We start from the raw sequence: 21,739 nt of genomic DNA, 5'->3' as shown, positions 1-21,739 counted from the left end.
TGCAGCCTTGCAAGACTATATTGTTAGCGCTATCTGTTAATTGAGAAAACAGAACCGACTCCTCGGGCAGCGCAGGCGCTCCATGGAAGTAGGAAATCCAGATGTGCGCACGCGCATCGGAACGATTGGGGAGGACGGATGAAGCGCAGGCTCGCCATCACGATCGCCATTGCCGCCGCGCCATGCTCGACTGCATGGAGCGCTCCTGCAACGGATGCCTGGGCGCAAGCCGACGACAAGGCCCGCGCCATCGTCCGCCAACTCACCCTTCAGGAAAAAACCGAGCAGCTGCTCAACACCGCGCCCGCCATTCCGCGCCTTGGCATACCGACCTATAATTGGTGGACGGAATCGCTCCATGGTGCGATCGGCCCGGTGCCGACCACCAATTTCCCCGAACCGATCGGCCTTGCCGCCACCTTCGATGCGCCCCTGGTCCATGCGGTTGCATCCGTCATCAGCACCGAAGTGCAGGCGCTGCATACGCTGGGGCGCCAGACCGGTCATTTGGGTCGCATCGGCACCGGTCTCGACACCTGGTCGCCCAATATCAACATCTTTCGCGATCCGCGTTGGGGGCGCGGCCAGGAAACCTATGGCGAAGATCCCTATCTGACCGCGCGCTTGGGCGTTGCCTTCATCCAGGGGATACAGGGCGACAATCCCGATCTGCCCAACGTCGTCGCCACGCCCAAACATTTCGCGGTTCATTCAGGGCCGGAACCAAGCCGCCACACCGACAATATTTTCGCGACCAAGCGCGATCTGGAAGACACCTATCTACCGGCCTTTCGCGCTGCCATCGTCGAAGCCAAGGCCGGTTCGATCATGTGCGCCTATAATCGCGTCGATGGCGAACCGGCCTGTGGCAGCACGATGCTCCTTACCGACTATCTGCGCGATGCCTGGGGTTTTAAGGGCTATGTCGTGTCCGACTGCGATGCCGTGGTGGATATCTATGCCCATCACAAATATGCGCCCAGCCCCGCGACGGGCGTATCCGTCGCGCTGCGGCGCGGCGTCGACAGCGAATGCAACAATGCCACTTTGTCGGGTCAGGCGGGGCTAGGTGATCGCTACAAGGACGCGCTGGCGGCCAACCATATCAGCATCGGCGACATAGACAGCGCGCTGGTCCGCCTGTTCTCCGCCCGCCTGCGCAATGGCGACCTGCCGGGCCTTGCCGCCCGCAAACCCAACAGCACGCCCGTGTCGGCGATCGGCACACAGGCACACAGCGCGCTGGCGCTCGACGCTGCGGTCAAAAGCCTCGTGCTGCTCAAAAATGAGGGCGCGCTTCCTCTGAAGACCGGCGTCCGGATCGCACTGGCGGGGCCGCTGGCCGACGCGACCCGCGTCCTGCGCGGCAATTACAGCTCGACGCGAAGCGCTCCGCCTATCTCGGTAGCGGACGGCTTACGGCAGGCGATGCCGGACGCGACCGTCACACTGATCCCCTTCTCACCCTCCATCACGGATGGCGATCCCGTTCCCGGCACGGCGCTTCGCACGCCCGATGGCCGACCGGGCATTCGCGCGGAATATTATAACCGCGTCGATGGCGACCATTATGCGGACAAACCTGCCCTAGTGCGCACCGAAGACAGCATTGTGTCGCGCGCATCGCAATATCGCGAGGTCGCCGATGACCACAAGGTCATCTGGACCGGCTATCTCGTCCCGCCTGAAACCGGCCTCTACCGTCTGGCGCTGACCGGAGTGAAAGGGCAGGTTTCCCGCGATGGGCAGCCGATTGTTTCCGCCACCGACTTTTCGCGCTGGGCGGAACCGCTGAAACTGGTCGATGTGCAGCTGACGAAGGGCGAGCGCTATCCTATCCGTCTGGAGGGGCAGAGCGGCGTCGCGGCCGCACCCGCCATCTTCTGGAAGCGCGTCACCGACGATCTCGACCGCGATCTTGCCGCGGGCGCGCAGGATGCCGACGTCATCATTGCGGTCATGGGCCTCACCTCCGACCTGGAAGGGGAGGAAATGCCCGTCAAGGTCGATGGCTTCGAAGGCGGCGACCGCACGACACTCGCCCTTCCCGCGGATCAGCGCGCGTTCCTGGAAAAGGCGAAAGCGACCGGCAAGCCGCTGATCCTGGTAACGATGAATGGCAGCGCGATCGACCTTGGCTGGGCGAAGGACAATGCCGCCGCCATATTGGAGGCCTGGTATCCCGGCCAGTCGGGCGGCCTTGCCATCGCCAACATCCTGTCGGGCAAGGCCGATCCGGGCGGCCGACTGCCGCTGACCTTCTATCACAGCGTCGATGATCTGCCGCCGTTCACCGACTACAGCATGGAAGGCCGCACCTATCGCTAATTCAAGGGCGCGCCGGTCTATCCGTTCGGCCACGGCCTCAGCTACACGCGCTTCGCCTATGCGCCGCTTGCCGTAGAACCCATCGATGGCGCGGTGGAAAAGGGGCTGCGCGTCTCGACCCGGATCACCAATGTCGGTCAGCGGCCGGGTGACGAAGTCGCGCAGCTCTATATCACCCCGCCCGCCTTTGACGGCGCGCCCCGCACCGCGCTTCGGGGATTCCAGCGGCTGACGCTCAAACCCGGCGAAAGCCGCGAGCTGTCCTTCACCCTGTCGCCCCGCGACATGAGCTTCGTCACCATGGCGGGCGATCGCATGCTGATCCCGGGCGACTATGAGCTCAGCGTCGGCGGCGGCCAGCCAGGCACGCAGGCGCCCGGCCAGCGAGCGCGCTACACCATTGGCACGGCACTGACGCTGCCGAAATAGGAAAGACATAAGCGGCCGCCAATCGGCCGGATCGAAAGGGAGAGTGAGATATGTCATCTACGTCATGGATTTCCCGCCTGTCGCGGCATCCGCTCCGGCGCGCCGCCTTGCCGGCCATCGCGCTGGGGATCGTGGCGCTCCAGCCCGTCATCGCCGTCCCGTCCGCATGGGCGCAGGACGACAAGATGACGCCGATCGCGATTCCCGCGCAGCCTGACGCCATTCCCCTCAACACCGGCCCGTTGCCCGGCGCCACGAACAAGGAAAGCTGGCACAGCCAATATGGCAGCGTCTTTGCCCGCAATGTGACCGAAGCGACGCTCACCCCCTTCCTGCCGGATCCCGCCAAGGCCAATGGCACGGCCGTCGTGGTGACGCCCGGCGGCGGCTTTCGCACACTGTCGATGGAAAATGAGGGCTGGGACGTCGCGCGCGCACTGGCAGCGAAGGGCGTTGCAGCCTTCGTCCTTAAATATCGCCTGAACCAGACGCCGGCCGGCATGCCCGCTTTCGAGCGCTCCATGGCCGAGATGTTCTCGGGCGTCGCCCGCCGGCCCCGGATGGACCCGGAACGCGCGATGGAGGATATCGCCCCGCAAATTGCTGACGCCCGCGCCGCCTTCGCCCTTATCCGCAGCCGCGCGGCTGAATGGCATGTGGATCCGCAACGCATCGGCATGGTCGGCTTCTCGGCCGGCGCGATGCTGACACTGGCAACCGCGCTTAAGGGCCAGGACGCAAAGCCAGCCTTCATCGGCGACATTTACGGTCCGCTCTCTCCCGTCACCGTGCCCGCCGATGCCCCGCCGATGTTCGTCGCGCTGGCCGCCGACGATCCCTTCTTCGCCAATGGCGGTTTTGGCCTCATCGACAGCTGGAAAAAGGCCGGAAAGCCCGTGGAATTCCATCTTTATGAGCAGGGCGGCCATGGCTTTGGCATGTATCAGAAGTCCACGACCAGCACCGGCTGGTTCGACGCCTTCACCCGCTGGATGGACATGCATGGCTGGCTGAAGCCCAAGGGCTGACATGGTGGCGGGTTGAACAACGCCGCTGACGCTGCGACAAGGATGGGGTGGTCGGGCTGGTTCCGCCACCCCGCCTGACAGGAGACCCAGCTATGATCCGCAGCGCGCATGAGTGACATTCTTCTCCACGGCTATTACCGGTCGACCGCCAGCTATCGCGTGCGCATTGCCCTTAATCTCAAGGGCCTGCCCTATCGCCAGCAATCGCATCATTTGCGCAAGGGCGAGCAGAAAGCCCCGGCCTATCGCGCGCTCAACCCGCAGGCCATGGTCCCTGCGCTGGAAATCGACGGCGCGGTGCTGACGCAGAGCCTTGCGATCTGCGACTATCTGGACGAGCGTCAACCCGATCCCCCGCTCCTGCCCTCAGACCCGATCCTGCGCGCCAAGGTTCGCGCCTTCGCCCAGGTGATCGCCTGCGACATTCATCCGATCCAGAATCTGCGCATCCTTGATCGCCTGCGTGACGCGGGCCTGGACAATACCGCAGTCAAACTCTGGGCGGCCACCGTGATCGAGGATGGGTTTGACGCCTGCGCCGCCATGATCGCGGATCAACCCGGTCCCTATTGCTTCGGGTCGCAAGTCACGCTGGCGGACCTGTTCCTCGTGCCGCAACTGGTCAATGCCCGCCGCTTCGGCGCCGATTTGCGCTGGCCCCGGCTGCTGGACATCGAACGCGCCTGCCTGGCCCTGCCAGCCTTCGCCGATGCCGCGCCCGAATGCCAGCCGGACGCGGAATAGCGGGTCGAACCTTCAGCGTCCGTTGGCGCGATAACCCGCAAGGAACAGCGCGCCGTCCAGGGCATCGCCCGCTGCCGGGCTGAGGCTCGCGACGGTCCGCGCCCGCAACCATGGCTGCATGCGCGGCGCCAGCCCACCCAGCAACGCGCACCGCTCCGCACCCCGCTCAAAGATCGTCTCGATGAACCGCTCGATATGTTGGACCGCATCCTCGACGATCGACCGGGCGATCGCGTCATCGGCTTCGGCATGGTCCATGACCAGCGGCGCGAAACTGCCATAATCCTTGGGGCTGGCCGCATCCATCCAGGCAATGGCGCGCGCGGTGTCATGGTCGAACCGCTGTGTCACGGCGCGGCTGAGCGGCGTCGCCTGTGTCCGTCCATCAAGCGCACGCAGCGCATGGCGCATCGCGCTCAGCCCCAAAGCCGCGCCGCTGCCCTCGTCCGAAATCGGAAAGCCATAGCCCCCGATGGTGAAATCCCGCCCCTTCGCCCGCACCTGCGCGATGCTGCCTGTCCCCAGGATCAGGATGGCTCCATCCCGCCCGCCATGTGCACCCAGATTGGCGATGAAGGCGTCGGTTTCATAGGCCACCGATGCGAAGGGAAAGGCAAAGCCTTCCAACGCGTCGCGCACGCCGGGCCGCGATATACCCGCTATCCCCATGCCCGCGCGGATCGTCGCGACCTCATCGGTGCCAAGACCCGCTTGCGCCACGGCCTGATCGCATACATCGCGCAACCTGTCGTAAAGCACGTCGAGGCCGATCCGCGCATTGGCAGCGCCACCCTGACCAGTGCCGATCACTACGCCATCGCTGCGCACCAAACGCGCGCGGCAATGGCTGCCGCCGGCGTCTATTCCCAGATAATAGGTCATGGACGCGCCGCCTCCTTCTGCTGCTCGCCCCAATATCGCTCTCGGCTGGTCTGGCCAAGACCCGGATTGCACTGGTTGCGCGGATCGATACTGCGGTAGAAATGCTCCAGTGCTGGCTTGGCGCGATATAGATGCCCGACATTATGTTCCGCCGGATATTCCGCGCCCCGCGCGTCCAGCAGCGCCCAGATACGATGTTCGAACGCCAGCGGATCGACCCCGGCGCGCACGATATAATCCTGGTGAAAGACGTGGCAGAAGAAATGGCCATAATAGAGGCTGTGGACACATTGCTCCGCCAAGTCGGGCGGCAGGATTTCCTGCCAGTCGCTGGCGTTGCGCGGCAGCGCGATGTCCAGCGCCACGATATCGGCCACCGTTCGCCGATGCACCGCGCGATAGCGCACGGCCGCCCCCGCCGCGACGAAACGATGCAGGAAGGCCTTGGCCGCGAGCCGCGGCGTGCATTCAAAATGATCGGCCTCGTCCCCGGTGCAATCGGCGCGCAGCAGGGCGCGCGCCTCGCTCACCCCGCTTGCAGGCATTTTCAGCAGCAGATGATGGTCGAACCGATCGCGAAAGAGCCGCATTTCGGACGGCAAATGATCGGGGAGAAGGCGGCCCGCCCGCTGCATCATCCGGTCGCTCGCCCCCGGCCTGACGAAGGGCAAGGCGTCCACCCACGCCTTGGCGGCGAATAATCGGGGCAGGCGCGCGGTGCCGATGCGCTCGATCGCGACGAACATGTCCTTGCCATAGCGGTCGGCAATATCGAACGCGTCGCGATGCATATATTCGCCGGCGATGGGCAGGGCGGAAAAATCACGCAATATCGTGCGACGCAGCCGCGTCAGCCGCGCCGGATCATTAGTGCCGATATAAAAAGTGACCGCGCCTTCCTCCTTGGGAAAGCTGTCGACCCGAACGGCAAAGACGATGGCCTTGCCCGCGCTGCCCGACGCCTCGAACAGCCGTCTGGCGTCAGCATTGAAGCGCGCGGGGGTGGCGCTATCGACGGCGCGCACATGGGCGGCATAATCATGGTCATGCGCCCAGCGATCCGCCGCATCCTCGACATTGGCCGCGTCGAAATCGCCCGCATCCAGGCGTCGCAAAATGGTTTCGGGATCATCGCCCAGCGCCACGCCCAGATGATTGACGAGGTCCAACGTCCCATCGGGTCGCACGACCGCATGGAGGCTCAGTTGCGTGAAGGCGGGGCCACGCTGCACCAGCGATCCGCCGCTGTTGTTGCAGATGCCGCCCACCACCGACGCGCCGAAACAGGATGATCCGATCACCGAATGCGGCTCGCGCCCCAGGGGTGCCAGCGCCTGTTCCAGCGCATGCAGCGTCGTACCGGGAAGGCAGATGGCTTGCCGGCCACCGTCGATCAAATGCAGCGCCGCGATCCGCGTCGTGCTGATGACGACGCAGCCACCGGGATAATCGTCGCCATCGGGGGTCGATCCGCCGGTCAGCCCGGTATTGGCCGCCTGCATGATGATCGACACATCCGCCGCGACGCAGGCCTTCGCGACCCGCCATAGCTCGACCAGGCTGCCCGGCCGCACCACCGCCAAAGTCGCGCCCGACCCGGTGCGGTATCCCGCGCGATAGCGCGCCGTCTGGCGGTCGCTGGTCAGGACATGGCGATGCCTGACAATGGCGCGCAGCCGGGGCAGCAGATCGCTCACTCGCCTTCCTCGCTGATATCGCCGGCAATCCAGGTGCGGCGCACCCGCCGCTGTGCGTCCAGATGCACCAGATCGGCGCGCAATCCGGGCAGAATGGCCCCGGTCTGCCGCTCGATCCGCAGGAAGCGTGCGGGATTGCCGCTCGCCATGCGGGACGCCTCCACCATGGAGCAGCCCAGCATGTCCATCGCATTGCGAAGGGCCTGCGCCATGCTGAGCGCCGATCCGGCCAGCGTGCCGTCCGGGCCGCGGCAGGTGCCGTCGACCACGTGAATATCCTGCCCCATCAGCGAAAAGCGCCCTTGCGTGCCGCCAACGGGCGGCATGGCGTCCGTCACCAGCATCGCGCCGTCCAACCCCCGCGCCGCCAGCGCCACGCGCAAGGCGGCTGGGTGGACATGCAGCCCATCGACGATCAGCCCGAAATGACTGTTCCGGTCCAGCAGAGCGGCGGCAACCATGCCGGGCTCCCGGCTACCCATCTGCGTCATCGCGTTGAACAAATGGGTAAAGCCGGCCAGCCCCTCGTCCAAAGCCATAACCGTCTGGTCATAATTTGCCAGGCTATGGCCGGCGGCGACGATCACACCAGCTTTCGCCAATGCCCGGATCGCGCCGGGTGGCGCAAGTTCGGGCGCCAGCGTCACGATACGCTGTCCACTCGTCGGTCGCGTATATCGTTCCAGCACGGCGGCATCGATCGGCGCGAACTTGGCCGCATCATGAATGCCCTTCTTGCCGGGGTTCAGGTGCGGCCCTTCGACATGTACGCCCCATATGCCCGGCACCGATTGCGCGATCGCCGCCTCGCCAGCGGCAATGGCGGCATCGACGACGTCCGCATCATCGCTGATCAATGTCGGCATCATGCCGGTGGTGCCAAAGCGCCGATGCGCCTCCGCGATAGCGCGGATGCCCTCGACATCGGGACGAGCGTTGAGCAGCACGTCCCCGCCGCCATTGACCTGCGTATCGATGAAGCCGGGCAGCAACCACCCGTCCTGCAGCTCGATCTCCCCGCAACCAGGCGGCAGCGCGTCCCTCCGAACCACATCGACGATGCGCGCGCCCTCTATCAGCAGCGCATGATCCTGCGCGATGCCGTCTGGCAGCACGATTTCCGCGCCGACAAGGGCCGTAACGCTCATAGCGTCCGCGTCACCTTGGCCAGATGCGGCGGCTGGTCGGGATCAAGGCCCCGCGCCAGCGCCAGCGCATTGGCCAGACCGTAGAAACTCTGCACCTGCGCGATGGCGGCGAGCACGGGATGGTCCGGCGCCACGCCGGGCAGCGCCAGCGTCGCGCCGGCCATATCCTCGTCCAGCCCCGCCGCTATGACATGCGCCCCGCGTGCGCGAAAATCCGCCAATCGATCGCGCAACCCTTCGCGCGCCACATCCACTGGCCCGAAGGCCAGCACCGGATCGCCCTCCCCGATCAGCGTCATCGGGCCATGCGCCACCTCCGCGATGCTGAAGGCTTCGGCGTGCACGCGCGACGTTTCCTTGAGTTTCAGCGCCGCCTCTCCCGCGATCGGCAGCGTCAGCCCGCGTCCCAGCACCAACATCGCCCGCGCATCCTTGAGCAACGGCACCGCGCCGGTCCAGTCGGCCGCCAAGGCATCCTTCAAGGTCGGGCCAATCGCCGGCAGCGCGTCGAGCAGCGCCTTATCGCCGCTCCATTCCGCCACCAGATGCGTCAGCGCCACCAGCGTCGCGATGAAGCTCTTGGTCGCGGCCACGCTGGTTTCCGGCCCCGCATGGATCGGGATGCAGATGTCGGCGAGCTGCGCCAATGGCGCGTCGGCATCGTTGACGATCGCGATCAGCAGCGCCCCCTGCCGTTTGGCATCGCGCGCCGCCGCGATCAGGTCCGGACTGCGGCCCGACTGCGAAATAGCGATCAGGGGTATGTCCCGGAAATGCGTGGACGTCGCGCCATAGAGCGACCCGATCGACGGGGCATGGCTTAGCGTCGGGATGCCCGCCCGCGTTTCCAGCAGCACTTTGGCGAAGGCGGCGGCATGGCCCGAACTGCCGCGCGCCAGCGTCGCTGCAAAGGGCGGAGCCAGTTTCCGCAATCTTGCGCCCGCCTCCCGCATAAGGTCGGCGTTGCGCGCCAGTTGCTGCGCACAGCGGTCGGGCGCCTGCGCGGTTTCACGCGCCATCAACGTCCCGATTGCGTCGGAATGATCGGTCATGCGGCCACCATACCAAATAGGCGATCCAGGGCAATTGGATTTAATTTGGTTGCATCATACCGTGAACTGATAATACCAATGTGACGACGCCGATGCCCTCGCCCCGGAGCCTCTATGAGTACCGAAGCCATTGATCCCCGCTATGTCGATATCGACCAATGGCCGACCACGCTCGCGGTCGAAGCGATGCTGGAAGGGCAGATGGCCGCCATCGCCGCGATAGGATCACAGGCTCTGGCCATCGCGCAGGCCGCCGAAGCCGCCGCCGCGCGCCTCAGCCAAGATCGGGCCCAGAAGAGCCGGCTGGTCTATGTCGGCGCAGGAACCTCCGGCCGCGTCGCGGTGCAGGACGGCGTCGAACTCTACCCCACCTATAACTGGCCGGAGGATCGTCTGCTCTTCCTGATGGCGGGCGGCCTCGACGCGCTGACGCAGGCGGCCGAAGGCGCGGAGGATGACGCTGCCGCCGCCCGCGCCGCCGTCGCCGTCGCGCAAATTGCCCCCAATGATGTCGTGATCGGTGTCGCCGCCAGCGGCCGCACCCCCTTCACCTGCGCCGCCATCGCCGCCGCGCGTGAAGCCGGCGCGCTCACCATCGGCATCGCCAATAACGCCGCCACCCCGCTTCCGGACGCGGCTGACCATGGCATCGTCGTGGACACCGGCACCGAGATCATCGCCGGATCGACACGGATGAAGGCTGGCACGGCGCAAAAGGCGGTGCTCAACATCCTCTCGACCGCGATCATGCTGCGGCTGGGCCTCATCTATCGCGGCCGCATGGTCAACATGCGCATCTCCAACGCCAAGCTGCGCAAACGAGGTGAAGCGATGATATGCGACCTGGCGCAGGTTGATCAGGCCGCCGCCGCGCAGGCGCTCGACATGGCCGGACAGGATATCAAGCTGGCGGTACTGATCGCCAGGGGGTTTGATCGCCAGGCCGCCGAAAGCCTGCTGGCGGCGCATGGCGACAATCTGGCCGACGCAATCGGAGCAACGCAAGGGGGGGCATAAGCGATGCGAGACAAGTTGGTGGCGCGCAGCGACGACGGGACGCCGCTCTACCTGCAACTGGCGCGCAATTTGCGCGACCATATCGACAGCGGCGGCATCAGCCCCGGCAACGCCCTGCCCTCCGAACGCGACCTCAGCGAAATGGCCGGCATCTCGCGCGTCACCGTGCGCAAGGCGATCGAGCAGCTGATCGAGGAAGGCGTGCTATTCCGCAAACAGGGTTCAGGCACCTTCGTCGCCCGCCGGATCGAGGCGCCCGCCTCCGTCCTTTCCAGCTTCACCCATGATGCCCGATCGCGCGGCGAAGATCCCGGCGTCATATGGATGATGAAAAATTACGCCCAGCCGACCGAGGAGGAAGCCGCCGCGCTCGCCCTCTCCCTGTCGGCCCGCGTCGCCCGCCTGGGCCGCGTGCGCCTGTCTGGCGGCGAACCGCTCGCGATCGAACATGCCGTCGTGCCCGCCGATTGCCTGCCTGACCTGTCCACCATCGGCGACTCTCTCTACGAAGCCATGGGCCGCAGCGGCTTTCGCCCGACATCGGGCACGCAGCGGGTGCGCGCCTCACTCGCCACCCCGACCGAAGCGGGATTGCTCAGCGTCCGGCAGAATAGCGAAGTGCTGCGCATCGAACGCCTCACCCGCATTCCCGGTGGCCGCGTGGTGGAATTCACCCGCTCGGTCTATCGCGGCGACCGCTACGACTTCGTGACCGAACTCAAGGAGATCGACGGATGAGCGCCCCCTCTCCGGCCATATCCGCGCCTGCCTCGTCACCTGTGGCAGATGCCCCCCGCCCGCCGATGCGCACGCTCGGCCTCTATCTGCTCCTCGGCTTTTCCGCCGGCCTGCCCTTCTACATGTTCAACGCGGTGCTGACGCTGCGGCTCGCCCGCCATGGCATTGACATCGTCATCATCGGCTTTTTCGCATGGATCGCATTGCTGCCGACCTTCAAATTCCTGTGGGCGCCGCTGCTTGACCGCTACAGCGTGCCCGGCTTTTCCCGCTTCTGGGGCAGGCGGCGCGGCTGGATCATGCTGTCTCAGCTCGGCATTTTCCTCTCGATGGTCGCCATGGCCTTCACCTCCAGCGACCAGAGCCTGCCCCTCACCGCGCTCTTCGCCATATTGCTCGCATTCTGGACCACCACGCTGGAAGTTGCCGCCGATGGCTGGCGCATCGAGCTGGCGCCGACGCAGGCGCAGCAGGGTCCCATCGTCGCGGCTAACCTGTGGGGCTATCGCAGCGCCATGGTCGCGGCGGGCAGCGGCGCGGTGCTGGTCGCCGCCTGGGCGGACTGGACCTGGGCCTATCTGGTGATCGCCACGGCCGCCTTTCTCCCCTTCCCTATCCTCGCCGCGATGCGCCCGGAACAGGATGGCGCGCGCGGCCGCTCCAGCGCGCTGCTGGGCGGCACCCTCTTTGCGTTCCTGATCCTGACCGGCACCGGCGCCGCCACCGCAATCCTCGGCTGGGGCATATTGTCCGCCGCTCAGGGCGCTGGCTTTTCGGCCGAAACCAATGTCACGCCCATCGTGCTCGCTGTGGCACTACTCCCTTTCGTCGCGCTCGCCATCGCTTTGCCGCGCATCCGCCGCCTGCCCGCCGACGCGCCGGCGAAAATGCCCGGCTTCATTGCGCCCTATGTCGAGATTTTCTGGCGCTATGGCTATGCCGTGCTGCCGGTGCTCGCCTTCGTCTCCTTCTACCGCATGGGCGACGTACTCACCCTCACTTTGTCGCATCCGCTCTGGAATGCGGCGGGCTACAGCCTGGAACAGATCAGCATGGCCGACGGCGTCGTCGCCCTGACCTGCTCGATGGCGGGCGTGGCGCTTGGCGGGCTATGCGCCGCGCGCCTGCCGATGACGGTCGCGCTCATCATCGGGGCCTGCGCCTCGGCGATCGGCAATTGGGTGTTCGTCTGGCTCTGGTATGCCGAACCCTCCGCCTTCGTCCTCTATGTCGCCGCCGGCGTCGATCAGTTCGGCCATGGGCTGGAGGGGGCGGTGTTCGTCGTCTACCTCTCCATGCTGGTCAGCCCGCGCTATCCCGGCACGCAATATGCGTTTCTGTCGGGCTTTGCCTTCCTTCTCCCCCGCCTGATCGGTGGCGCGGCGGGCGCGATTCAGAAACAGATCGGCTATGACGGCTTCTTCATCCTGTCTGGCGCTTTGAGCTTTGCCGCCATCTTCTTCCTGCCTGTCGTGATGCGCGTTCGCGCACGCACGGCTTGAGGTCCATGACCATGATCGACCAGCATTGCCAAGCCGCCTTCGCGCCCGCCGCCCGGGCCGTGGCGGATGGCCGCATCCCCGGCGCAACTCTGGGGATCGTCACCGCCGACGGGCGCAGCGCGGTTCGCTTTGCCGGGTCGGCCGCGATCGTGCCGGATCGCGAAGCCCTGACCCGCGACCATTGGTTCGACCTCGCATCGGTGTCGAAAGTGATCGCGACCACGACGATGGTCCTCACATTGGCGGAGCAGGGCCGGCTCGACCTCGACCGGCCGCTGACTGACGCCATTCCCGACCTGCGCCAATATGATGTCGCTCATGCGGCGGAGCGTCGCCTCACCTTCCGCGATTGCCTCGCCCACCGCACCTTCCTGCCTGCGGTCGAACCGATCTACACCTATGGCGACGATCCCGCCCGCCTGCGCGCTTTCGTGCTCCAGCGCGAATGGCGGCAGGGACCGGCCGTCTATTCCGACATCAACTTCATCCTGCTCGGCATCGCGATCGAACGCATCACCGGCGCGCCGCTGTCGGACTGGCCGCTGGGCGAAGGCCTCTCCTTCGGCCCGCCGCCCGGCCCCGCCGTCGCCACCGAAGCGTGCAGCTGGCGCGGCCGGATGCTCAAGGGCGAAGTCCATGACGAAAACGCTCACGCGCTGGGCGGCGCGCCCGGTCATGCCGGGCTATTCGGCACGGTCGATGGCGTGCTGCGCTTCGCGCAGGCGATGCTCGACGGGTCGATCCTGTCTCCTGCGATGATGGCGCAGGTTCGCACCGCACAGGAAGGGCACCGCACCTGCGGCTGGGAACGCGCCTTTCCCGGATGGTCGGGCGGCGACGCCTGCTCGGCGGAAACCATCGGCCATACCGGCTTTACCGGCACGGGCCTGTGGATCGATTTCGACCGCGGCCTGGCCTGGACCCTTCTCACCAACCGCGTCCACCCGACGCGCCACGCCGACAGCGGCATCTTCACCCTGCGGCCCGCCGTGGGCGATGCGCTGGTTAGGACGTGGGACACTCAGCTGTAGCCGGCTTCCCTCTGATGGCGGATCGCCAGTATGGCGACTATCCTGTCATCAACGCGATACAGGGCGACATAGCCACTATCGCCGAACTTGATCAGCCTCTCCCGATATTCGAGGTCCATATTCTCTACCGGGCGACCTATATGCGGCGATGTCGCCAATATGCCTATTTCCGCCCGGATTGTCGCAACTGCGCGCGACGCGGCTTCTGCATCCTTGGGCAACAGCCAGTGATAGAGGCGCTGAACATCCTCCAGCGCAGCAGGTGTCCAGATCAGCCGTGGCACGTTGGCGGCTCGACATCCTCTCCTGCTTCGAGCTTGCCCAACCAGGCATCGGCTTCCTCATGAGACAGATGCAAGCCGGTCCGGCGATACTCTTCCCAGGCGCGGATGGCATCCTGTCGGAAAGTCTCTCGCTTTTCCTCCCGCTCGACATATTGCGCGATGGCTTCGCGCATGATCGACTCCGAACTGCGTCGACGGACTTCCGCCAATTGCCGGAGACGCCCTTCCAGAGCATCATCGAGTTTGATGGATGTCACCGCTGCCATGGCATAGCTGTCACTCAAATATTGGCTTGTGCTAGATTATCCTACCGGTGCGGCGCTGTCCATATTTCGGCAAAGTGACAGCCGCAGCCGATCCCGAAGCGCCGATCCCTCATTTCTCTTCCAAAATAGGGTTTTGTCTGTTCTACAATTTAAAATGAGCGCCCCTCCCGATTTCTGTGCATCCACTGGAACGTCCCGGCGCCGGCCCTCATCTTTCCGGTGTCGCTTCGCGGTCGCGTTCCTGTCGCCTCGTGGTCGCGTGATGGTCGCTTCGCGCCTGAAAAAAGGCCCATGACACTGTGAACTTCGACGCCACTCCTTACGACTCGCATCGGGCCGGATCTGCCCTGGCAAGGGCATTGCCACAGGTTATGGCTTGCGCCGTGCGCGCATCTGTTCAACCGGCCTGCTTGCGGTCTAGGATCGGCCTCATGCGCCTCCTCCTTTCCCTCGCCGCTCTCGCCCTGCCATTGGCTGGCGCTGCCGCCCAAAATGCGCCGCCGCCGCTGTTGGCCAGCATCGAACAGCAATTGGAGCAGGGGCCAAAAGGCACGCGATACGGCCTGTTGGTCGCCACGCTGGATGGCGCGCCAATTCTTGCCATCGCGCCGGACGAACGCTTCATCCCTGCCTCCAATACCAAGATGTTCACGACCGCCACCGCCTATGCCGATCTGCCCGCGCTCGACCGCACAGCGCAGGGCACGGGCGTGCGGCTCGATCAGGGCGACGCCATATTGGAAGGACGCGGCGACGCCCGCCTCTCCAGCGCGCCGGATTGCACGGTCGATTGCCTCGCGACGCTGGCCGACGCCATTGCCGCCCGCACCCGGCGCGTGCGCGATGTAGTGGGCGACGACAGCTGGTATCCGGACGAACGCTGGGGTCCGGGCATGAGCTGGAACAATATCCAGTCCCGCTATGGCACCGGCATTTCCTCGCTGACGCTGGACGATAATCAGTTGTCAGCCACGATCACGCCGGGCGCGATCGGCGCGCCGCCGGCGGTGCAGGCGACGGGCTACTATGCCATCGATAATCGCATCATCACCGTGCCGGGCAAGGAACAAGCGATCGTTGCGGACCGCGCACCCAATAGCCGGCTGGTCCGGCTGACGGGAACTATCGGCCAGGACGCCGCACCCGACACGCTCTATTTCAGCGTCGACGATCCGGCGCATTATGCCGCCTGGCGGCTGCGCGACTTGCTGGTTGCGCGGGGCGTCACCGTCACCGGCACGATCCGCACGCGCCATCGCCCGCTCAGTCCGGGCGATGATCCCGCCACCCGGCGCGCCGCACCGGCCGCGCGTCCGCCCGCAGCGCCGCTGCTCGCGCAATTGCCCGCCCTGCCGCTGGCCGACGACATGCGCATCATCAACAAGCAGAGCCAGAATCTCCATGCCGACCTGATGCTGCGCCGCGTCTCGCGGGCGCAGGGCAGCGGCTCCATCGCCGACGGCCAGGCCGCGCTCGACCGGCTGATGGTCCAGGCAGGCGTCGACAAGGCAAGCTACAGCTTCGCCGACGGGTCGGGCATGTCTTCCTATAACCGCATCACGCCCCGCGCAGCCGTCACGTTGCTCAGCTGGATTGCACAGCAGCCCTGGGGCGCGGCATGGCGGGACACGCTGCCGATCGCCGGACAGGACGGCACCCTGCGAAATCGTTTCAAGGGCACCGTGCTGGAGGGGAAATTGTTCGCCAAGACCGGATCGCTCAACGCCGCGCGCGCGCTGTCGGGCTATTTCATCACGAAAAGCGGTCGAACTCTCGTCTTTTCCGCCCTCGCCAACGACATGCCCGATGGCACCGACGCGCAGGCGAGCGCCGCGGTCGACCGGGCGCTCGTCGCTCTTGCCGAAGCGATGTAGCGATCAGCCGGGCGTCACCAGCGTGCGCGCCACCGCATGGCGCTCCACCGCCTCCCGGCTGAACCAGAGCGGTTGCATCTCTCCTGCCAGCCAGCGCGGATAAAAATCGCGGTAACGTGGCGAGCGGGGATCGGCCGACTGTCCGGGGAGAAGGAGGAAGCGGCTATTGTCCCACGCCCCCACATCCGCGACGAGCAGATAGCTGGCGCCGTGCGACACCTGATAGCCACGCTTGGCATTGAACCCGCGCGCCATGGGCGTGTAGCTGTCACCGCCCGAACGCCCGCCGTCGATCGGCGGAAATGCCGCCGCGATCGCCGGCACCGACGACGCCAGCGGATGGGTGATCCTGACCCGGTGCAGGTCGCCCCAACGCCATGCTGCCGGGTCGCCGCCCGCCTGCGCCTGCGCCTTTTTCCACCCTTCGGCCAGCGCGCCGTCGATGAGCGCGTCACGCGCCGCAACGGGGTCGGTGCCCAACCGTTTGTCAGGCTTGGCCAATATGCTCAGCATTTCGTAGAGATTGACCGAGGGGATGAAGGCCTTTGCCGCCTCCGGCACCACCGCGTCGCGAAAATTGCTCAGCAATTGCGGCATCACCATTTCATACAGCAGCGCCGCCGCGCTATCCGCCTCGATCCCGCAATCCCATCGCCGCAGCAGCCCAGCGGCCTTGGCGGCATCAAGCGACAGTTTGGCGGGGATCAGCGCGATCAGCGACCGGGCCGGCAGCGACTGAACATCATGCTGCAACGCGATGCTGTCCGCGATACTGTGCCGGGGCTGCGCGTTCAGCACTTCGGAAATGCGATCATACCGAAACGGATCGCTCCAGTTGAAGCTGATGATCTTCTTGTCATAGGGATAATCGGCCGGAATATTCATCTGGTTGGCCGAGGCGAACCACCCTTCCTTCGGATTATGGACATGGGGCATCTGCTCGACCGGCAAAATGCCCGCCCAGTCATATTCGCCGTCGCCCGGCGCGGGGAAGAGGCCGTCATGCTTGGGTCGGATCGGCGTATAGCCGATGGTCTGCCACCCGGTATTCCCGTCAATATCGGCATAATGGAAATTTGTCGGCGAAGTATGGATGCGGAAGGCCCGTCGCAGGCTGGTCCAGTCCTTCGCCAGATTGATGGCGATGATGGCAAAGCGCATATTGCCGCCGGGCAGCATCGATACGGTGGCGAAGGCGCTGGCACGCTGCCGCTCGGGATCCTGCGCCACGATCGGCTTGCCCTGGGCGTAACGCTGCACCACCCGCTGCGTTGGCGCATCCTTGACCTTGATCTCATCCTCGAAGCTTTCGAACCGCTTCCATTGCCCTTTGTGCCAGTACAGCTCGGGGTCTTCCTTCGCAGTGCGCAAGATGAACAGGTCGGTCTGGTCGATATGGAAATTCGTGCGGCCAAAGGCGAAACGGTCGGTATGCCCCTGCATGATGCCGGGAAGGCCGGGCGCACCGGCGCCGATCACATCAAGGCCCGGCGCGGTCAGATGCACCATATGGCGCGGGCTGAACCCGCCAATGCCCAGATGCGGGTCATTGGCCAGGATCGGCCGTCCGGTGGCGCTGCGCGACGGCGCGATAGTCCAGGCATTGCTGCCCTGCGCGAAACGATCGGTCCGGCGTTCAGCCGGATCAAGGGCGGCTTCCTGAATGGCGTCGAACGGCACCGGCCGCGCCGATGGCAGCAATATGCCAAGGTCCACCTCGCTCACGGCGGCACAATCCAGTCCTTTGGGCACAGTATAGGACCAGGCGGGCCGCAGGGGCGCCATCAGCTGATCCGCGTCCAGCACGCCCTGCGCCTGCATCTGCGCGCGGCGCACCTCGTCGTCGGCGTCGCCCATGCCGATGCCGCGAGCCCGGACAAGGTCGCGCACGTCCCACCGCATCGGGCTGATGCCCAATATGCCATATTCCAGCGGCATCTGCGCCGGATCGGCCTCCAGCTCCGCGATGCGCGCGTTGACGCCAGCGACATAGCCTTCGGCACATTCCAGCACGCCCGGCGGCAAATCGGCAAGTTCGGCGTCGATGTCGCCGCGATAGTGGAACAGGCGCGCCGCCTTGTCCGCCGCGACGAAGGCTTCGCCAAAGGCTTCGGCCATGCGCCCCATGTCGCGGCGATGGTCGATATCGATCTGGAACAGCCGATCGCGCGCGACCAGATAGCCCTGGCCGAAATACGCATCATGCAGCGAATTGGCGCGCACATGGGGCACGCCCAGTTCGTCCTCGACAATGTCGATTGGCGCACGCGCTCCAGTCAGTCGCACGCGGGTAGACCGGCCCTTTACCAGCGGCTGCGCCAACGCGGACACAGCCGGCATGGTGAGGGCGGCTGCGGTGGCCAACAGAAATGCACGACGCTGAAGCAATACAGCCTCCCTTTTTCTTATCCGTATGAAATTCGCAGTGCGAAGCCCATGAAACCTATCGCAGGTTCGTCGCCCAGAGCTATAGCAACCCACCTGCGAGGCATAACCCTGAGCTATCCTGCCTGTGGCATCGATGGAGCCATGACCCTCTATTCCGCAGGGCTATACCTTTATGCGATCAAAGTAATACCAAAACTATTGACCAGCCGCGACCGGCCTGTAACCTTCACGTCATGGAACCGGTCATGACCGCCAGTCGGCGGCAGGGCGCGGCGCCTCGGCGGCAGCTGGCGGACAGCGCCTCGCTACGCCGTCGTCATCGCTAGAATGGGTCGGGCAAGACGGCGCTCTGACGCTGCGCACGCTGCAATTGCGTGCAGCTCCTCCCTGGCAGAGGGGGTTTATATGGGTGATTTCGGAAAAACTCGCCGGCCGATCGGCCACCGGCATAGCCTGGGACTGGCGATGACCGCCATCGCCCTGGTCCACGCAGCGCCATCGATCGCGCAGGATGCCATTGCGCCGCAGGAAAGTGCGGAAGCCGCCACGGCCGACCAGATCATTGTCACGGGCACCCGCATTGCGCGGGACGGGTTTCAGTCGCCGACCCCGCTGACGGTCGTCACGCAGCAGGAAATACTGAACCAGTCGCCGACCAATAATCTGGCCGACTTCATCAACCAGATTCCAGCGCTTGCCGGCAGCACCCGCCCCGCCAACTCGCGCCTGGCGATCAGTTCGGGCCTGGCGGGCATCAACACGATGAACCTGCGCAACCTGGGCGAAGTCCGCACGCTGGTGCTGCTCGATGGCCGCCGTTCCGTAGGCTCGACCATCACCGGCCTCGTCGACATCAACACCTTTCCGCAGGCGCTGGTGAAGAATGTCGAGATCGTGACCGGCGGCGCATCGGCGGCTTATGGGTCGGACGCGGTCGCGGGCGTCGTCAACTATGTGCTCGACAAGAAATATACCGGGTTCAAGGTCAATGCCGATGTCGGCATCACCGACCGGGGCGACGGGTTCAACTATAGCTTCTCCGGCGCGGCGGGCATGGATTTCGCCGATGGTCGCGGGCACATATTGGTCGCGGGTGAATATGCGCACAAGGATGGCATTTTCGAGGTGGATCGCGGCTGGAACCAGATCGGGTACAGGACCCTGTCCAACCCCGATTATACTGCCGACAATGGGCAGCCTGCCAACATCGTCGTGCGCGGCGCGGGCACCTGGAATTCGACCCCAGGCAGCATCATCCGGTCGCAAGTGGGCGGGACCACCGCCTTGCGCGGCACCTATTTCGGACAAGGCGGCGTCGCCCAGCAATATCAGTTCGGCAGCATCACCGACAGCAGCCAGACGGTCGGCGGCGACTGGCAGATCAACGACACGTCACGCCGCATCGGGCTGGACGCGACCGACGATCGGCGCGGCGTCTACGGTCGGCTGAGCTATCAGCTGGCCGACTGGGTAGAGGTTTTTGCCGAAGCCTCCTATAACTGGAACAAGACGCTGTTCAATGCGGGGCCGCAGGCGGCGACCTTCACCCTGCAATCGGACAATGCCTATCTGATCCAGGCGCTGGGACCAGCGGCCCTGGCCGGGGTGACGTCGGTTTCGCTCGGCACGTCGGCGGCGGACCTCCCCTATCGCAAGAATAACAGCAGCCGCGAAGTACAGCGTTATGCGCTGGGCGCGGGCGGCGAATTCGCCGCGTTCGGCAACAAGGCGGTGTGGGACGTCTATGCCCAATATGGGCAGACCGATACGCATGAACAGCTGCGCGACATCATGAACACGTCGCGCCTGGGCCTGGCGACCGATGCCGTCTTCGCGCCCGACGGGTCGATCGTCTGCCGCTCCACATTGACCGATCCGGGCAATGGCTGCATTCCGCTCAATCGCCTGGGCATCGGCGTCGCCAATGCCGCAGCGGTCGACTGGATCCTGGGCGATCCCTATCGCAACCAGCGGTTCAAGCAGACGGTCGCGGGCGCCAACCTGTCGGTCACGCCGTTCGCCACCTGGGCGGGCGATGTCAGCGTCGCGGTGGGCGGCGAATATCGCAAGGAAGAAGTGTCCGGCTATGTCCCGCCCGAATTCCAGTCCGGCTGGTCGGTCGGCAATTTCCGCCCGACCTTTGGCAGCTACAATGTCAAGGAAGCCTATCTTGAAACGCTGATTCCACTGGGCTTCGGCGCGGAATTCAACGGTGCGGTACGCGCCACCGACTATTCGACGTCGGGATATGTGACGACATGGAAGGCAGGCCTGACTTGGCAGCCGATCGAGGACATCCGCCTGCGCGGAACAAGGTCACGGGACATTCGCGCGCCCAACCTCAACGAACTGTTCCAGTCAGGCACGTCGCGCACCAACACATTCGCCACCAATACGGCGGTGGGGCAATATGCCGGCGCGACCTTCCGCGAGCTGACCACGGGCAATCTGAACCTCGACCCGGAAAAGGCCGATACGCTGACGTTGGGCGCGGTGCTCCAGCCGCGCTTCCTGCCCGGCTTCTCCTTCTCGGTCGACTGGTTCCGTACCAAGGTGTCCGACGCGATCAGCCAATTCTACGCCGACGATATCGCCCAGCGTTGCACCGAAGGGTTCCAGAGCTTCTGCGCGGCGATCGTGCCGGACCCCGAGGGCGTGCGCGACTATTTCGTGTCAGCCAGCCCCTTCAACTTCGCGAAGGTCAAGGTACGCGGGATCGACTATGAAGCCAGCTATCGCGTGCCGCTCGACAAGATATTCAACGGCAGTTCAAGCAGCCTGACGCTGCGCGGGACGGCGACCAACTATCTGGAAAATACCGTCGACAACGGCATTTCCGAGCCGGTCGACACCGTTGGCCAGAATAGCGGGCAGTCGAGCACGCCGGACTGGATCTTCCGCATGTCGGCGACATTCGACACGCCGACCTATTCGATCACGGCAGTCGGGCGAGGGGTGAGTTCGGGCACCTACAACAATACCTATATCGTGTGCACCACCGATTGCCCGACCAGCACGGCGGCCAACCCGACGATCAACAGCAATCATATCGACGGGACATTCTACACCGACCTCAATTTCACCGCGAAGATCAATGTCGGCGGGGCGGACGGGCAGTTCTTCCTGAACGTCACCAACCTGTTCGATACCGATCCGATCCTGCTGTCGGAAACCGGACTGTCGGCCAATTCGACCTATAGCGATTTGCTGGGCCGGGCCTTCCGCGTCGGGGTGCGGTTCAAGACCAACTGAGAAAGAGCAGCATGGAAGAAAGGGCGGGGAACCACAGGTTCCTCGCCCTTTTTCGTGTCTGGCGCAGTTCAGTGCGACA

At 65.1% G+C, this 21,739-nt stretch carries 15 protein-coding genes and 2 pseudogenes; 9 read left to right on the top strand and 8 right to left on the bottom strand.

Annotated features, from left to right (window positions below):
* The first annotated feature begins 138 nt into the window (after positions 1-138).
* From RLDS_RS46520 to maiA, 3 genes and pseudogenes are all read left to right on the top strand, one after another.
* A pseudogene (locus tag RLDS_RS46520) lies at positions 139-2,757 on the top strand (glycoside hydrolase family 3 C-terminal domain-containing protein).
* A 50-nt stretch (positions 2,758-2,807) separates the two neighbouring features.
* Positions 2,808-3,785, top strand: a complete 978-nt coding sequence (locus RLDS_RS46515) for an alpha/beta hydrolase (protein WP_021227296.1) — start codon at positions 2,808-2,810, stop codon at positions 3,783-3,785.
* Between the two features lie 108 nt (positions 3,786-3,893).
* A complete protein-coding gene (gene maiA / locus RLDS_RS46510; protein WP_021227295.1) occupies positions 3,894-4,529 on the top strand; it encodes a maleylacetoacetate isomerase in 636 nt (211 codons plus the stop codon).
* Positions 4,530-4,541: 12 nt separating this feature from the next.
* On the opposite strand, the gene RLDS_RS46505 is transcribed toward maiA, so the two are convergent.
* Genes RLDS_RS46505 through RLDS_RS46490 form a run of 4 tightly spaced genes read right to left on the bottom strand, consistent with a single transcriptional unit; the run spans position 4,542 to position 9,308 of the window.
* On the bottom strand, positions 4,542-5,411 hold the full coding sequence (locus tag RLDS_RS46505; protein ID WP_021227294.1) for a BadF/BadG/BcrA/BcrD ATPase family protein: 870 nt from the start codon (positions 5,409-5,411) through the stop codon (positions 4,542-4,544).
* Positions 5,408-7,108, bottom strand: coding sequence for a D-lactate dehydrogenase (gene dld / locus RLDS_RS46500; RefSeq protein ID WP_021227293.1), 1,701 nt, complete (start codon positions 7,106-7,108; stop codon positions 5,408-5,410). The genes RLDS_RS46505 and dld overlap by 4 nt, the downstream gene beginning before the upstream one ends.
* Positions 7,105-8,256, bottom strand: coding sequence for an N-acetylglucosamine-6-phosphate deacetylase (gene nagA / locus RLDS_RS46495; protein WP_021227292.1), 1,152 nt, complete (start codon positions 8,254-8,256; stop codon positions 7,105-7,107). The genes dld and nagA overlap by 4 nt, the downstream gene beginning before the upstream one ends.
* Complete coding sequence (locus RLDS_RS46490; RefSeq protein ID WP_021227291.1) at positions 8,253-9,308, bottom strand: SIS domain-containing protein; 1,056 nt, start codon at positions 9,306-9,308, stop codon at positions 8,253-8,255. The genes nagA and RLDS_RS46490 overlap by 4 nt, the downstream gene beginning before the upstream one ends.
* A 114-nt stretch (positions 9,309-9,422) precedes the next feature.
* Between RLDS_RS46490 and RLDS_RS46485 the strand changes: the two genes are divergently transcribed.
* Genes RLDS_RS46485 through RLDS_RS46470 form a run of 4 tightly spaced genes read left to right on the top strand, consistent with a single transcriptional unit; the run spans position 9,423 to position 13,596 of the window.
* Positions 9,423-10,325 (top strand): N-acetylmuramic acid 6-phosphate etherase, encoded by a 903-nt coding sequence (locus RLDS_RS46485; protein WP_021227290.1) that lies wholly within the window; start codon positions 9,423-9,425, stop codon positions 10,323-10,325.
* A 3-nt stretch (positions 10,326-10,328) separates the two neighbouring features.
* Positions 10,329-11,063 carry a GntR family transcriptional regulator gene (locus RLDS_RS46480; protein ID WP_009823566.1) on the top strand — a complete coding sequence of 245 codons (735 nt, stop codon included), beginning with the start codon at positions 10,329-10,331 and terminating at the stop codon, positions 11,061-11,063.
* Positions 11,060-12,565, top strand: coding sequence for an MFS transporter (locus RLDS_RS46475; RefSeq protein WP_021227289.1), 1,506 nt, complete (start codon positions 11,060-11,062; stop codon positions 12,563-12,565). Before RLDS_RS46480 ends, RLDS_RS46475 begins: the two co-directional genes overlap by 4 nt.
* 11 nt (positions 12,566-12,576) lie before the next feature.
* Positions 12,577-13,596, top strand: a complete 1,020-nt coding sequence (locus tag RLDS_RS46470) for a serine hydrolase domain-containing protein (protein ID WP_031298644.1) — start codon at positions 12,577-12,579, stop codon at positions 13,594-13,596.
* Here the strand turns inward: RLDS_RS46470 and RLDS_RS46465 are convergent.
* The 3 genes and pseudogenes from RLDS_RS46465 to RLDS_RS57025 form a co-directional block, all read right to left on the bottom strand.
* Complete coding sequence (locus RLDS_RS46465) at positions 13,587-13,880, bottom strand: type II toxin-antitoxin system RelE/ParE family toxin (RefSeq protein WP_021227287.1); 294 nt, start codon at positions 13,878-13,880, stop codon at positions 13,587-13,589. The two genes, RLDS_RS46470 and RLDS_RS46465, sit on opposite strands and share 10 nt — an antisense overlap.
* Positions 13,868-14,053 (bottom strand): CopG family ribbon-helix-helix protein, encoded by a 186-nt coding sequence (locus tag RLDS_RS46460; RefSeq protein ID WP_236616892.1) that lies wholly within the window; start codon positions 14,051-14,053, stop codon positions 13,868-13,870. The genes RLDS_RS46465 and RLDS_RS46460 overlap by 13 nt, the downstream gene beginning before the upstream one ends.
* A gap of 21 nt (positions 14,054-14,074) precedes the next feature.
* Positions 14,075-14,146 (bottom strand): annotated as a pseudogene (locus RLDS_RS57025) (hypothetical protein); the annotation flags it as partial.
* 431 nt (positions 14,147-14,577) lie between these two features.
* Between RLDS_RS57025 and dacB the strand changes: the two are divergent.
* The gene (gene dacB, locus RLDS_RS46455; protein WP_021227285.1) at positions 14,578-16,020 is read left to right on the top strand and encodes a D-alanyl-D-alanine carboxypeptidase/D-alanyl-D-alanine endopeptidase; all 1,443 of its coding nucleotides are present in this window, start codon (positions 14,578-14,580) and stop codon (positions 16,018-16,020) included.
* Positions 16,021-16,023: 3 nt separating this feature from the next.
* Here dacB and RLDS_RS46450 read toward each other — a convergent pair whose 3' ends face one another.
* Positions 16,024-18,408, bottom strand: coding sequence for a penicillin acylase family protein (locus RLDS_RS46450; RefSeq protein ID WP_021227284.1), 2,385 nt, complete (start codon positions 18,406-18,408; stop codon positions 16,024-16,026).
* Positions 18,409-18,813: 405 nt separating this feature from the next.
* Here RLDS_RS46450 and RLDS_RS46445 point away from each other — a divergent pair, with 405 nt between their 5' ends.
* Positions 18,814-21,660 (top strand): TonB-dependent receptor plug domain-containing protein, encoded by a 2,847-nt coding sequence (locus RLDS_RS46445; RefSeq protein ID WP_021227283.1) that lies wholly within the window; start codon positions 18,814-18,816, stop codon positions 21,658-21,660.
* The last annotated feature ends 79 nt before the right edge of the window (positions 21,661-21,739 follow it).

The sequence above is a fragment of the Sphingobium lactosutens DS20 genome (assembly GCF_000445105.1).
Lineage (GTDB): Bacteria > Pseudomonadota > Alphaproteobacteria > Sphingomonadales > Sphingomonadaceae > Sphingobium > Sphingobium lactosutens.
This window is presented reverse-complemented; position numbering and strand designations above follow the sequence as displayed.

Excerpts from the sequence above, each read along its gene's own strand:
- RLDS_RS46490 (WP_021227291.1), bottom strand. The coding sequence starts at position 9,308 with ATGACCGATCATTCCGACGCAATCGGGACGTTGATGGCGCGTGAAACC.
- RLDS_RS46505 (WP_021227294.1), bottom strand. The coding sequence starts at position 5,411 with ATGACCTATTATCTGGGAATAGACGCCGGCGGCAGCCATTGCCGCGCG.
- RLDS_RS46515 (WP_021227296.1), top strand. The coding sequence starts at position 2,808 with ATGTCATCTACGTCATGGATTTCCCGCCTGTCGCGGCATCCGCTCCGG.
- RLDS_RS46485 (WP_021227290.1), top strand. The coding sequence starts at position 9,423 with ATGAGTACCGAAGCCATTGATCCCCGCTATGTCGATATCGACCAATGG.
- maiA (WP_021227295.1), top strand. The coding sequence starts at position 3,894 with ATGAGTGACATTCTTCTCCACGGCTATTACCGGTCGACCGCCAGCTAT.
- RLDS_RS46470 (WP_031298644.1), top strand. The coding sequence starts at position 12,577 with ATGATCGACCAGCATTGCCAAGCCGCCTTCGCGCCCGCCGCCCGGGCC.
- nagA (WP_021227292.1), bottom strand. The coding sequence starts at position 8,256 with ATGAGCGTTACGGCCCTTGTCGGCGCGGAAATCGTGCTGCCAGACGGC.
- RLDS_RS46480 (WP_009823566.1), top strand. The coding sequence starts at position 10,329 with ATGCGAGACAAGTTGGTGGCGCGCAGCGACGACGGGACGCCGCTCTAC.
- dacB (WP_021227285.1), top strand. The coding sequence starts at position 14,578 with ATGCGCCTCCTCCTTTCCCTCGCCGCTCTCGCCCTGCCATTGGCTGGC.
- RLDS_RS46475 (WP_021227289.1), top strand. The coding sequence starts at position 11,060 with ATGAGCGCCCCCTCTCCGGCCATATCCGCGCCTGCCTCGTCACCTGTG.
- RLDS_RS46460 (WP_236616892.1), bottom strand. The coding sequence starts at position 14,053 with ATGCGCGAAGCCATCGCGCAATATGTCGAGCGGGAGGAAAAGCGAGAG.
- RLDS_RS46445 (WP_021227283.1), top strand. The coding sequence starts at position 18,814 with ATGGGTGATTTCGGAAAAACTCGCCGGCCGATCGGCCACCGGCATAGC.